Origin of the sequence: Kitasatospora sp. NPDC057512, assembly GCF_042802135.1 — a bacterium.
In the GTDB taxonomy this organism is placed as follows: Bacteria; Actinomycetota; Actinomycetes; order Streptomycetales; family Streptomycetaceae; genus Kitasatospora.
In genome coordinates, this window is sequence record NZ_JBHVET010000019.1 from 16,713 (window position 1) to 29,748 (window position 13,036).

The following is a 13,036-nucleotide window of genomic DNA, read 5'->3' on the forward strand; positions in this document are numbered from 1 at the left end:
CTCAGCCGGTGGCGGCGCCGGTCGGCCAGTAGCCGGGGACGGAGGGCTGCTGCCGGGGGACGTTGAACTGCTCGCCGGGGGCGGTCCAGAAGCCCTCGCGCAGGGAGAGCGCCATGCCGGCCCAGTCGAGTGCGGTCTCGACCGTGTGGTTGAGGGCCTCCTGCGACCAGGTGTCGTCGAAGACCAGCGGGAGGACGGGGGCGACCTGCTCGATGGTGGCGATCAGCGGGTTGTGGGTGATGGCCTCGTCGACCAGGAGGACGATCGGCTTGCGCAGCGCCGACGCCCAGCCGAGCTCCAGGCTCACGCCGGCCGAGAGCGGGGCGCCGACGTAGGCGAACACGAGGTCCGCGGACTGGAGGGCGCGGAAGTCGGAGGGGACGCGGGGCTCGGGCGCGCGGCCGGAGATGGTCCAGGCGTCGCTGTGGTGCGCGCTGTACACGGCGGCACCGCTGCGGAGGAGGGTGGTGCGGAGCGTCGTCAGCCGCGTCCGGCTGGCGAGGGTCACCACGCTGTCGGCCGGCCCGGTCAGTCGCATCAGCGGGGCGGCCAGGAACACACGTGCACGCCGACCCTCAGGGGCCTGGCTGTCGTGGTGACGCAGGTAGGGCTCGGTCATGTCGACTCCGGGGAAAGGCCGACCGGGGGAGTGTGTGTCGGCGATGCGTTGGCTGTGGACCGTTCTATGGACTGACGCCACGATGAACGGTTTAGAATTTGACGGTACATTGGCAAGGTGTGGTGTCCTTGCCGGACCATTGGGAGCGAACTGATCGTCCATCGCGGGGCAGTGGCGCGTCCAGGGTTGGCCTGTGTCATCTGGATGACTGGCAGGGAGATGACGCACATCCCGCCCACCGGCGGCAGGCGGTCGCCACCTCTCGCGCAGTTGTATCTGAGCCGTTATCCTGCTCGATGCTTCTAGTGACGGATCTCGGCAGAGAGAGTGAGGGCGTGACCGAAATGCGCCGATTTGTCTGCAAGATAGTGTTTTCGCTGGCTGTCGTCGCCGCGGTGGCTGGTGCGGGCTCGCTCGCGATCGGCGCCGACTCGCACGACGGGACCGCCGGCACGGCTGCCGTTGCCATCGCGGACGACATCTCCTGGCAGTGAACGCGGCCGACGGGGCGCGCGGTCACGGGGGCGGAATTCTCCGGTGAGTTCGTCGAATTCAGGTGAAAGCGGCCGGGCGGTTCAGTCGACGGATCCCTGGGCCTTTCGGCCGAGCGTGTACCCGAGTTGGAACAGCGAGTCGACCTTGTAGTCGTCCCGCATTTCGGCGATATGTCTCGCCAGCGTCCGTTCGCTGATTCCCAGGCGCCGCGCGATCACCCGGTGGTTGGTGCCTTCGAGCATTTGGTCGATGATCGTCTGGCGCAGGCGGGACACCACCTGCTGGGGTACCGTCCGGTCGCCCTCGAATTCGAGCGCGCGGCTCCAGTACTGCTCGAACACCTCCTTGGCGAGGTAGTCGACGATGGCCGGGTCGTAGATGAAGGCCGCGAGGCTCATGTCGTCGTCGATCGGGATCACGGCCACTCGCCGGTCCATCACGATGAGTCGCGTGTAGGGCTCGTCGAGGGTCCGGTACTGGCCGCCGGCCTGCGCCAGCGTCGCCACGTAATCCCTGGTCGGCTGGTGGTAACGGGTGCTGGCGTGGTAGATCGTCCGCATCCTCGTACCGCTGCTGAGCGTCTTCAGGTCGTAGGCGATCATCCTGGCGAGGAGGTCCGGTTGGCGGGGGCCGCCAGGCTGGAGCGCCAGGGCCTCCTCGAACCCGGAATCCCTGAACTGCTCCAGTCGTTGCCTGATCAGGGCTTTCCCGCGCACATGCTCTATCGAACCCCCGGAGTTGTTCGGGGTGTGGAATTCCCGGGCCAGCTCCTGCAGTTCGGATGGGAAGGACACCGCGCGGGACAGGAGTTCCAGCGCCTGGCGCTGCCAGGAATGGCTGAGACTGGTCGAGAGCTGCGCGGGATCGACGGCCACGAGGAAGTCCGCGTCATCGGCGTCGGGGACGAGGAGCCCGAGTCTCACCAGCTCGTCCCGTGCGGAATCATCGGTGTTGGAATTCGGACCCGACGGCAGACTGCCGTCTCCCCGGACGACGGCGAGATACAGCTCGCGAGCTTCCGCCGAGAGGATGGTCGAGCCGGCGGCAAGGGGCTGCTCTCGTCCACTCATTCGTGACTCCTTGCCGTTGCAGTGCTACCTGCGTTCCATCAGCGCTGACGCTGGACGATTTTTAGCATGCCAGATCCATTGGGCCCCGGAGAGGGACGGCGACCGCACTCTCTCACCACACGGCAGCCGCCGGCACCCCCCGGGAGGAGGGGCCGGCGGCCGGTGGGTGCCCGGTCAGCGCTTGGGGCGCCAGACGACGAGGGCGCTGGACTGCGGGGTGGGGGGCTGGTACGGGACGAGGTCGCGGCGGTAGGAGGCGTGGACGGCGGCCTCGCGCTGCTGGAGGGCGGTGGCGGCGCCTTCCAGGGAGTCGACCAGTTCCGCGACGCGGGACCGGAGGGCGGTGACCTGGTTCTCCAGCTCGATGATCCGCTTGATGCCCGCCAGGTTGATGCCCTCGTCCTGGGAGAGCCGCTGCACCTCGCGCAGCTGCTGGATGTCGCGCGCGGAGTAGCGGCGGCCGCGGCCGGCGGTGCGGTCGGGGCAGACCAGGCCGAGGCGGTCGTACTGGCGCAGCGTCTGCGGGTGCAGGCCGGACAGTTCGGCGGCCACGGAGATGACGTACACCGGGGTGTCCTCGGTGAGGACGTACGGCGGCGGGGACGCGGCGGCGCGGCGGGTGCGGCGGGGGCCGGCGCCGGGCAGGCCTTCGCCGAGGCCGGGGCCGATCGGGGTGTCGGGGTCGATCGGGTTCATCGGGGACATCTGGTCGTCACGCTCCCTTCGCCGCCCGGAAGAGGGCGGCGCGCGGATCGTCGGAGGCGGTGGCCTCGCGGTACTGCTCCAGGGCGTTCAGCGCGTCGCCGGTGACGTGCTGCGGCACCACGACCTCGACGGTGACGAGGAGGTCGCCGCGGGTGCCGTCCTTGCGGGTGGCGCCCTTGCCGCGGGCGCGCATGGTGAGGCCGTTGGCGCTGCCCGGGGGGAGCTTGAGCTTCACGGCGGGGCCGTTCAGCGTGGGCACCTCGATGGTGGCGCCGAGCGTGGCCTCGGGGAAGGTGACCGGCACGGTGACGGTGAGGTTGTCGCCCTTGCGGCCGAAGACGGGGTGGGGGTCGACGTGCACGGTGACGTAGAGGTCGCCGGGCTGTCCGCCGCGCTCGCCCTGCGCGCCCTTGCCCTTGAGCCGGATGCGCTGGTCGGCCTGGACGCCGGCCGGGATCCGGACCTGCATGGTGCGGGCCGAGCTGGCCCGGCCGCTGCCGTGGCAGTCGGTGCACGGGTCGTCGACGATCATGCCCCGGCCGCGGCAGTCCTTGCACGGCTCGGAGAGCGCGAAGGCGCCCTGGCCGCGGCTGACGGTGCCCGCGCCGACGCAGGTCGGGCAGACCCGCGGGGTGGTGCCGGTCTTGGCGCCGGTGCCGTTGCAGCTGCGGCAGGGGGCCTGGCTGGTCATCCGCAGCGGGACGGTCGCGCCGTCCACCGCCTCCTCGAAGGAGAGCGTCACCTCGGTCTCGACGTCGGCGCCGCGCCGGGGCTGGGCCTGCCGGGTGCCGCCGCGGTTGAAGAGGCCGCCGAAGACGTCGCCGATGCCGCCCCCGCCGCCGGCGCCGCCCTGGCTGCCGCTGAAGAGGTCGCCGAAGTCGAAGCTGTAGCTGCCGGTGCCGCCGGGGCCGCCGCCGGCCCGGAAGCCGCCGTTGGCGAAGAGGCTGCGGGCCTCGTCGTACTCCTTGCGGCGCTTCTCGTCGGAGAGGACGTCGTACGCCTCGGAGATGTCCTTGAACCGCTCCTCGGCCTTGGCGTCACCCTTGTTGGCGTCGGGGTGGAACTCGCGGGCGAGCTTGCGGTAGGTCTTCTTGATCTCGGTGGCGGTGGCGTCCTTGGGCACGCCGAGGACCTTGTAGTAGTCCTTCTCGACAAAGTCCTTGCCACTCATGGCGTACGCCACCTCCCGATGTCCATCGTCACTGAGCTGTCAACAGCGGCTGCGAGCACGACTGCTGACAGCGCGCTGCGGAGCCGGCCGCCGTACTGGCCGGCGTACGACTCCGCAGCGCACTGGTTGTCACCCGTCACAGGTTGTCAGCTGTCCGAGCCACCGTCGGACTTGTCCGCGTCGGCGGACTTCGCCTCGGCGTCCGTGGCGGACGCCTGGCTGCCGGGCTGGGGCTCCGCGACCGCCACCATCGCCGGGCGGATGATCCGCTCGCCGATGCGGTAGCCGGGCTGGAGGACCTGGACACAGGTGTCCTCGGTGACGTCCGAGGAGTAGCTGTGCATCAGCGCCTCGTGCATGGTCGGGTCGAAGGGCTCGCCCTCCTTGCCGAACTGCTGCAGGCCCAGCTTGGCGACGACCGTCTCCAGCGACTCGGCGACGGACTTGAAGCCGCCCGTGACCTCGCCGTGCTCGCGGGCGCGGCCGATGTCGTCCAGGACCGGGATCAGCGACTCCAGGATGTTGGAGACGGCGATCTCGCGGACGGTCAGCCGGTCGCGCTCGACCCGCTTGCGGTAGTTCTGGTACTCGGCCTGGAGGCGCTGCAGGTCACCGGTGCGCTCGGCGAGCTCGCGCTTGGCGGCGGCGAGACCCTCCGAACCGGACTCCCCGCTGCCGGCCGCGGCGGCCTCCTCGGCAGCCTTGATCACGGCCTCTTCGGCGGCGGAGTCGTCGCCGGGCTTGCCGCCCTGCGGCTTGTCCGTCATGCCGCACCGCCCTTGGGCTTCTCGTCGTCCACGATCTCGGCGTCGACGACGTCGTCGTCCTTGGCCTGGGCGGAGTCACCGGAGGGGGCGGCACCGGCGGTGGCGTCGGCGTTGGCGTACAGCGCCTGGCCGAGCTTCTGCGCGGTGGTGGAGACCTTCTCCGAGGCCTCGCGGATCTTCGCGATGTCCTCGCCCTTCAGGGCCTCCTTGAGCTCGCCGATGGCGGTCTCGACCTCGGTCTTGACGTCGCCCGGCAGCTTGTCGGCGTTGTCGGCGATGAACTTCTCGGTCGAGTAGACGAGCTGCTCGGCGGAGTTGCGCGTCTCGACGGCCTCGCGGCGCTTGTGGTCGTCCTCGGCGTACTGCTCGGCCTCGCGGCGCATGCGGTCGACCTCGTCCTTCGGCAGCGAGGAGCCGCCGGTGACGGTCATCTTCTGCTCCTTGCCGGTGCCGAGGTCCTTGGCGCCGACGTGCATGATGCCGTTGGCGTCGATGTCGAAGGTGACCTCGATCTGCGGCAGGCCGCGCGGCGCCGGCGGCAGGCCGGTCAGCTCGAACATGCCGAGCTTCTTGTTGTACGCGGCGATCTCGCGCTCGCCCTGGTAGACCTGGATCTGCACGGACGGCTGGTTGTCCTCGGCCGTGGTGAAGATCTCGGAGCGCTTGGTCGGGATCGTGGTGTTGCGCTCGATCAGCTTGGTCATGATGCCGCCCTTGGTCTCGATGCCGAGGGACAGCGGGGTGACGTCGAGCAGCAGGACGTCCTTGACCTCGCCCTTCAGGACACCGGCCTGGAGCGCGGCGCCGATGGCGACGACCTCGTCCGGGTTGACGCCCTTGTTGGCGTCCTGGCCGCCGGTCAGCTCCTTGACGAGCTCGGCGACGGCCGGCATGCGGGTCGAGCCGCCGACGAGGACGACGTGGTCGATCTCGGAGAGCGAGATGCCGGCGTCCTTGATGACGTTGTGGAACGGGACCTTGCAGCGCTCCAGCAGGTCCGCGGTCAGCTGCTGGAACTGGGCGCGGGTGAGCTTCTCGTCCAGGTGCAGCGGGCCCTCGGCGGAGGCCGTGATGTACGGCAGGTTGATCGAGGTCTCGGAGGACGAGGACAGCTCGATCTTGGCCTTCTCGGCGGCCTCGCGCAGACGCTGGAGGGCCATCTTGTCCTTGGACAGGTCGACGCCGTGGCCGCCCTGGAAGACCTTGACCAGGTGGTCGACGACGCGCTGGTCCCAGTCGTCGCCACCGAGGTGGTTGTCACCGTTGGTGGCCTTCACCTCGACGACCCCGTCGCCGATCTCCAGCAGGGAGACGTCGAAGGTGCCGCCGCCGAGGTCGAAGACCAGGATGGTCTGGTCGTCCTTGTCCAGGCCGTACGCCAGGGCGGCCGCGGTCGGCTCGTTGACGATGCGCAGGACGTTCAGGCCCGCGATCTCGCCGGCCTCCTTGGTGGCCTGGCGCTCGGAGTCGTTGAAGTACGCCGGGACGGTGATGACGGCGTCGGTGACCGTCTCGCCCAGGTACGCCTCGGCGTCCCGCTTCAGCTTCTGCAGCACGAAGGCCGAGATCTGCTGGGGGTTGAAGTCCTTGCCATCGATGTTGATCTTCCACCCGGTGCCCATGTGGCGCTTGACCGAGCGGATGGTGCGGTCGACGTTGGTGACCGCCTGGCGCTTGGCCACCTCGCCGACGAGGACCTCGCCGTTCTTGGCGAAGGCGACGACGGACGGCGTGGTCCGAGCGCCCTCGGCGTTCGTGATGACGGTGGGCTCGCCACCCTCCAGAACGCTGACGACCGAGTTCGTCGTACCGAGGTCGATGCCGACCGCGCGTGCCATCGTAGATACCTCCACGGAAGAGTTGAGCTTTACAGGCTCAAGGATGCACGACCCGGCGGGTGGAGTCAACAGCTATGAGTGCCACCCGCTCAACTTTGCTGAGCGGGCGGGCGGAGGCGGGCCCGCCACGCCGTGGCGGGGGTGCGGCCACGTGACTGCCGCCATAGCTTGGGAATCTTCTGGACAACGGTCGGTCACCGGTAATGTCCGGGCCGTCGGCCCGGCAAGTTACCGACCAGTACACTCAGTTCCAAAGCACTTCAGTTCCAAAGACCGTGTAACCGCAGAGCCTGCTCAACCGCAAAGCCGCAGGAGACGGAGAGCCGATGCAGCTAGCAGCGATCGTCATCTCGCTGGTCACATTCGTGATCGGCACCGCGCTCGCCGCCCGTGCGGCGCTGTACATCTACAAGGTGGTCCGCACCGGTGCGGACGACACCACCCGCTTCGGGCGGCCCGCCCAGCGGGTGAAGACCGTCGCGACCGAGTTCGTCGGCCACACCAGGATGAACCGCTGGGGGATCGTCGGCATCGCCCACTGGTTCGTGGCGGTCGGCTTCTTCAGCCTGGTGCTGACCATCGTCAACGCCTTCGGCCAGCTCTTCGACGCCGAGTTCGCGCTGCCGATCATCGGCCACTGGATGGTCTGGCAGCTCTTCGTCGAGCTGGTCGGCACCCTGACCACGCTGGGCATCGCGGTCCTGATCGTGATCCGGCTGATGAGCCTGCCGTCCCGGTCCGGCCGCAAGTCCCGGTTCGCCGGCTCGATCGCCTGGCAGGCCTTCTACGTCGAGTACACGATCCTCGGCATCGGCCTGTGCATCCTGATGCTGCGCGCCCTGGAGGGCGCCCTCAACGGCGTCGACTCGTACGGGCCGGAGCACCTGGTCTCGTACCCGCTGGTCTCCGCGCTGAGCGGCCTGTCGCACGGCACGCTGGAGAACCTGATCTACCTGTTCGCGATGCTGAAGATCTGCATCTCGTTCGCGTGGGCGACCACCATCGGCCTCAACCCCTCGATGGGCGTGGCCTGGCACCGCTTCCTCGGCTTCTTCAACATCTACTTCAAGCGCGAGGAGGACGGCGGCACCGCGCTCGGCGCCCTCCGTCCGATGACCTCGGGCGGTCAGCCGATCGACTTCGAGGATCCGGCCGAGGACGCCGTCTTCGGCGTCTCCCAGGTCGAGCACTTCTCCTGGAAGGGCATCCTCGACTTCTCCACCTGCACCGAGTGCGGCCGCTGCCAGTCGCAGTGCCCGGCCTGGAACACCGGCAAGCCGCTCTCCCCGAAGCTGCTGATCATGAGCCTGCGCGAGCACGCCTACGGCAAGGCGCCGTACCTGCTGGCCGGCGGCGGCAAGGACATGGAGGGCGAGGAGAAGGCCACCTCCGAGCAGCTCAAGGACGTCCCGGCGGCCGCCCTGGCCGAGGCCGAGCGCCCGCTGATCGGCACCGCCGAGGCCCCTGACTCCGGTGGTTTGGGCGGCGTCATCGACCCGGACGTGCTGTGGTCCTGCACCACCTGCGGCGCCTGCGTCGAGCAGTGCCCGGTGGACATCGAGCACATCGACCACATCGTCGACATGCGCCGCTACCAGGTGATGATCGAGTCCTCGTTCCCGACCGAGGCCGGGACGATGCTCAAGAACCTGGAGAACAAGGGCAACCCGTGGGGCATGGCCACCAAGGCCCGCCTGGACTGGGTCAAGGAGCTCAAGAAGGAGACCGGCATCGAGGTGCCGGTGATCGGCGAGGACATCGACCCCGCCGAGGTCGAGTACCTCTACTGGGTCGGCTGCGCCGGCGCCCTGGAGGACCGCGCCAAGAAGACCACCAAGGCCTTCGCCGAGCTGCTGCACACCGCGGGCGTGAAGTTCGCGATCCTCGGCAAGGAGGAGTCCTGCACCGGTGACTCCGCCCGCCGCCTGGGCAACGAGTTCCTGTTCCAGATGCTCGGCGCGCAGAACGTGGAGACGCTGAACGCGGCCCTGGAGGACGCCCCGGTCAAGCGGATCGTGGCCACCTGCCCGCACTGCTTCAACACCATCGCCAACGAGTACCCGCAGCTGGGCGGCCACTTCGAGGTCATCCACCACACCCAGCTGCTGCAGCACCTCATCGACGAGGGCAAGCTGATCCCGGTCAACCCGGTCGAGGGCCTGATCACCTACCACGACCCCTGCTACCTGGGCCGCCACAACAAGGTCTACAGCCCGCCGCGCGAGATCATGGACAAGGTCCCCGGTCTGCGCCAGCAGGAGATGCACCGGCACAAGGAGCGCGGCTTCTGCTGCGGCGCCGGCGGTGCCCGGATGTGGATGGAGGAGCGCATCGGCAAGCGGATCAACACCGAGCGCGTGGACGAGGCGCTGTCGCTCGACCCGGACATCGTCTCCACCGCCTGCCCGTTCTGCCTGGTGATGCTCTCCGACTCGGTCAACGGCAAGAAGAACGAGGGCGCGGCCAAGGAGCACCTGAAGGTGGTCGACGTGGCCCAGCTGCTGCTCGACTCGGTGAAGGCCCTCCCGCCGACCGGGAACGAGGAGCAGCCCGCGACGGTGGACGCCTGACCGGCTCCGACGAGCCCGCTGTTCGACAGTTCTGCTACAACTGCCCGGCCCGGTGGACGCCGCGAACGCGCCCGCCGGGCCGGGCTTTCGGTCGCTCCGGACGGCCCGCGCCGGTACGGCGGGCGTACGGGGGGTGACGGCAATCGCACAGGCGCCGGACGGGCATTCGGTCGGAAGCAAATACAGTAGGCCCGGACCGGCTTCGTGCCGGTCGACCCGTTCCGGACGGAAGCCCCGGGCGGGTGGCGACCCGCGCCGGCCGGACGGCCGGGTCCAGACCGACGACGAGGTGTCGGCCCGCCGGGCCGGGCCGCAGAGACCACAAGGGGAACAGCGCAGACCATGACCGAGGCGATCATGCTGGTCGGTGGTAAGGGCACGCGACTGCGTCCGCTGACCACCCACACCCCCAAGCCGATGCTGCCGGTGGCAGGCGTCCCGTTCATCGCGCACCAGTTGGCCCGCGCGGCCGCCGCCGGCGTCACCCGCGTCGTGCTGGCCACCTCGTACCTGGCCGAGGTGTTCGAGGACCACTTCCAGGACGGCACCCCGTACGGCATCGAGCTCGTCTACCTGACCGAGCGCGAGCCGCTGGGCACCGGCGGGGCCATCCGCAACGCAGCCTCCGGCCTGACCTGCGGCCCGGACGAGCCGGTCCTGGTCTTCAACGGCGACATCCTCTCCGGTGTCGACATCGCCGCCCTGCGCGACGGCCACGTGGCCGCCGGGGCCGACGTCACCCTGCACCTGACCCGGGTCGAGGACCCGCGCGCCTTCGGCCTCGTCCCGACCGACGAGGACGGGCGGGTGCTGGAGTTCCTGGAGAAGCCGGAGACCCCGGAGCAGATCGTCACCGACCAGATCAACGCCGGTTGCTACGTCTTCACCCGGTCCGTGATCGACCGGATCCCGACCGGCCGCGAGGTCTCCGTCGAGCGCGAGACCTTCCCCGAGCTGCTGGCCACCGGCGCGCTGCTGCGCGGCGTCGTCGACACCTCGTACTGGCTGGACCTGGGCACCCCGGCGGCGTTCGTCCGCGGCTCGGCCGACCTGGTGCTCGGCAAGGTCGACTCCCCGGCCGTCCCCGGCCCGACCGGCGACGCCCTGCTGCTGCCCGGCGCCACCGTCCACCCGGGCGCGGTGCTCAGCGGCGGCACCGTGGTCGCCGAGGACGCGGTGGTCGAGGCCGGCGCGATCGTCGAGGGCAGCGTGATCCTGCCCGGCGCGGTGATCGGCCCGGACACCCTGGTCAAGGACTCGATCGTGGGCGCCTTCGCCACCGTCGGCGACCGCTCGGCGCTGGACGGCGCGGTGATCGGCGACGGCGCGATCGTGGAGTCGGACAACGAGCTGCCGAACGGCATCCGGATCGCCTGCGGCACCCTGCTGCCGGTCGGCGCCGTCCGCACCTCGGCCGGCCCGGGCGGCTGCCCGGCCGGCACCAGCGCGGCCGCGGCGGTGCACGGGCCGTCGGTCGGCGCACAGCGGTAGCCACCCCGCGCCCCGCGGGTTTTCGGCCCCGTTCGTCTCAGCCTCGCTGCAAACCGGCCCCGGCTTCGTCCGGGGCCGCCGCGGGCCGGGCCGGACGGGTACCTTCGGACCGTGGCTGGTAATCGATACGACAGCGGTCAGGGCGCGGACCGTCCGCACGGCGGGTGGTCGGCCCCTCCGCCGCCGTCCGCGCCCGGGGGGCACGGGGGGACGGACGGGCCGGAGTACTTCACGGCCCCGCACGCGGCGACGCCCGGCGGCACGCCCGGCGGTCCGGGCGGTCCCGGCACGCCCGGCGGTCCCGGGCACACGGCGGGGGACGGGTACGACCCGTACGCGGCGGACCGGCCCGGCAGCACCCGGGCCTTCCCCGTCGGCGACCCGTACGCGGCCGGCGGTCCGTACCAGGGACAGCCGCCGTACCAGGGGCACCCCGGCCAGGAGCACGGCTACTACGACGACGGCCACGGGCAGCAGCCGCCGTACGGCCCCGAGCAGGGCTACGGCCCGGAGCAGGGCTACGGCCAGGACCAGGGCTACGGCCCGGAGCAGGGCTACGGCCAGGACCAGGGCTACGGCCCGGAGCAGGGCTACGACCAGCAGCAGCCGTACGGCCAGGACAACGTCGCCGTCTACCGGGCCGGCGGCCAGTCCGCCCCGCACGTCGCCGGGCCCCGGCCGCACTGGCGCGAACTGTTCACCGGCCTGTTCCGCAGTCCGACCGCGATCTTCGACCGCACCCGCGACCACCAGGTCTGGCTGCCCGCGCTCACCGTCTCGCTGCTGTACGGCGCGCTCGCGGTGCTCGGCATCGGGCTGACCCACGACGACATCGTCAACTCGACCTTCACCGTGGCGCTGACCGGCATCCTCGCCGCCGCCATCGGCTTCACCGTGGCCGGCGCGCTCTTCGGTGGGGTCACCTACGCGATGGCCCGCCAGCTGGGCGGCGACGGCCCGTGGAAGGCGACCGTCGGCCTGGCCGCGCTGATCGGCTGGCTCACCGACGCGCCCCGGCTGCTGCTCGACCTGGTGCTGCCCTCCGGCAGCGCCGTCGTCCAGGTCGTCGGCTGGGCCACCTGGATGCTCTGCGCGTACCTGCTGACCAGCATGGTCCGGCGGCTGCACGACCTGCCCTGGGGCAAGGCCGCGGCCGCCTCGGCGATACAGCTGGTCGCGCTGCTGGTGCTGATCAAGCTGCCGACGCTGGGCTGAGCCGCACCGGGTGGAGCGACGTCGGGCCGAGCGACGTCGGGTGGAGCGACGTCGGGTGGAGCGACGCCGGGCCGAGGGCTCCGACGGGCGAAGGGCAGAATGGGGGCGGGTCGCGGCCGAGCGCCGGGCCCGCCCACCCTCGTCGTCCCACCTTCACCGGAGCCAGGCATGACCCTCCCCACCACCCACGTCAGCTTCCCGGCCGGGGCGGTGACCGGCGAGTCCCCGGTGCTCGCGGTGCACCCGCTGGCCGACGGCCGGTACGCCGTCGTCACCGCGGCGACCCCGTTCCACCCGCTCGACCACACCTGGCCCGACCAGCCGGCCGACCTCGGCACCCTGACCGTGGACGGCACCGAGCTGGCCGTGGTCGACTGCCTGACCGGCGCCGTCGGCCCGGAGGGCGGGGACCTGCTGGTCGGCGCCGACATCCCGGTCCGGCGCGGTGACGAGGAGTGGTCCTGGCTGGTCCTGCACGTCGTCGACGGCGACCCGGGCGAGCTCGTCGGCCGCACCGCCGCGCTCGCCGTCGACGCCGACCGCCGGGGCGCCCTCAGCGCCTCGCACAGCGGCTGCCACCTGCTCGCCCTCGCCCTGAACGCCGCGCTCGCCCCGCGCTGGCGCAAGGACCCGGGCCGCTCGGACGCCTTCGGACACCCGGACTTCGACAGCCTCGCCATGGCGAGCTCGGTGATGGACACCGCGGCCAGCACCGACACCTACCGGCTCGGCAAGTCGCTGAAGAAGAAGGGCTTCACGGTGGACGCCACCGAGGAGTTCCCGGCCCTCGCCGACGCCCTGCCGGCCCTCACCGAGGACGTCAACGCGCGGCTGGCCGCCTGGGTCGCCGCCGACGCCCCGGTCCGCATCGAGGTCCCCGGCCCCGAGCTCACCGCCCGCCGCCAGTGGCACTGCGAGCTGCCTGAGGGCGGCGCGCAGATCTTCTGCGGCGGCACCCACCTGCACCACCTCGGCGAGCTGGCCGAGCTGCGCACCGAGCTGCGGCTGTCCGAGGACGGCACCGAGCTGGTCGCCGTCACCAGCCCCAAGCGGGCCTGAGAAACGCCGCGGGCGGCCGATCCCTCACCTGAGGGA

Annotated in this window: 10 protein-coding genes and 1 pseudogene; 5 read left to right on the plus strand and 6 right to left on the minus strand. The window is 70.9% G+C overall.

Translation table 11 applies throughout. The features are described from left to right. Position 1: 1 nt before the first annotated feature. Positions 2–619 carry a hypothetical protein gene (locus ACFU6K_RS02950; RefSeq protein WP_380660528.1) on the minus strand — a complete coding sequence of 206 codons (618 nt, stop codon included), beginning with the start codon at positions 617–619 and terminating at the stop codon, positions 2–4. Positions 620–954: 335 nt separating this feature from the next. On the opposite strand from ACFU6K_RS02950, the gene ACFU6K_RS02955 reads away from it, so the two are divergent. Further along, positions 955–1,113, plus strand: a complete 159-nt coding sequence (locus tag ACFU6K_RS02955; RefSeq protein ID WP_380660529.1) for a hypothetical protein — start codon at positions 955–957, stop codon at positions 1,111–1,113. Between the two features lie 81 nt (positions 1,114–1,194). Here ACFU6K_RS02955 and ACFU6K_RS02960 read toward each other — a convergent pair whose 3' ends face one another. The 5 genes from ACFU6K_RS02960 to dnaK form a co-directional block, all read right to left on the minus strand. Then, positions 1,195–2,184, minus strand: coding sequence for a hypothetical protein (locus tag ACFU6K_RS02960; protein ID WP_380660530.1), 990 nt, complete (start codon positions 2,182–2,184; stop codon positions 1,195–1,197). Positions 2,185–2,358: 174 nt separating this feature from the next. Further along, the gene (locus tag ACFU6K_RS02965; RefSeq protein ID WP_380660531.1) at positions 2,359–2,889 is read right to left on the minus strand and encodes a heat shock protein transcriptional repressor HspR; all 531 of its coding nucleotides are present in this window, start codon (positions 2,887–2,889) and stop codon (positions 2,359–2,361) included. 7 nt (positions 2,890–2,896) lie between these two features. Beyond that, positions 2,897–4,060, minus strand: a complete 1,164-nt coding sequence (gene dnaJ / locus ACFU6K_RS02970; RefSeq protein ID WP_380660532.1) for a molecular chaperone DnaJ — start codon at positions 4,058–4,060, stop codon at positions 2,897–2,899. A 146-nt stretch (positions 4,061–4,206) separates the two neighbouring features. Next, positions 4,207–4,827 (minus strand): nucleotide exchange factor GrpE, encoded by a 621-nt coding sequence (gene grpE / locus ACFU6K_RS02975; RefSeq protein WP_380660533.1) that lies wholly within the window; start codon positions 4,825–4,827, stop codon positions 4,207–4,209. Beyond that, entirely contained in the window at positions 4,824–6,665 is a 1,842-nt protein-coding gene (gene dnaK / locus ACFU6K_RS02980) for a molecular chaperone DnaK (protein WP_074001854.1), read from the minus strand. The genes grpE and dnaK overlap by 4 nt, the downstream gene beginning before the upstream one ends. 326 nt (positions 6,666–6,991) lie before the next feature. Between dnaK and ACFU6K_RS02985 the strand changes: the two genes are divergently transcribed. The 4 genes and pseudogenes from ACFU6K_RS02985 to ACFU6K_RS03000 all read left to right on the plus strand — a co-directional run bounded on the left by ACFU6K_RS02985 (position 6,992) and on the right by ACFU6K_RS03000 (position 13,000). Then, positions 6,992–9,235, plus strand: a complete 2,244-nt coding sequence (locus tag ACFU6K_RS02985; RefSeq protein ID WP_380660534.1) for a (Fe-S)-binding protein — start codon at positions 6,992–6,994, stop codon at positions 9,233–9,235. A 342-nt stretch (positions 9,236–9,577) separates the two neighbouring features. Beyond that, positions 9,578–10,651 (plus strand): annotated as a pseudogene (locus tag ACFU6K_RS02990) (sugar phosphate nucleotidyltransferase); the annotation flags it as partial. 186 nt (positions 10,652–10,837) lie between these two features. Then, positions 10,838–11,941, plus strand: coding sequence for a Yip1 family protein (locus ACFU6K_RS02995; RefSeq protein WP_380660535.1), 1,104 nt, complete (start codon positions 10,838–10,840; stop codon positions 11,939–11,941). A 168-nt stretch (positions 11,942–12,109) separates the two neighbouring features. Next, the gene (locus tag ACFU6K_RS03000; protein WP_380660536.1) at positions 12,110–13,000 is read left to right on the plus strand and encodes a metal-dependent hydrolase; all 891 of its coding nucleotides are present in this window, start codon (positions 12,110–12,112) and stop codon (positions 12,998–13,000) included. Positions 13,001–13,036: the final 36 nt, after the last annotated feature.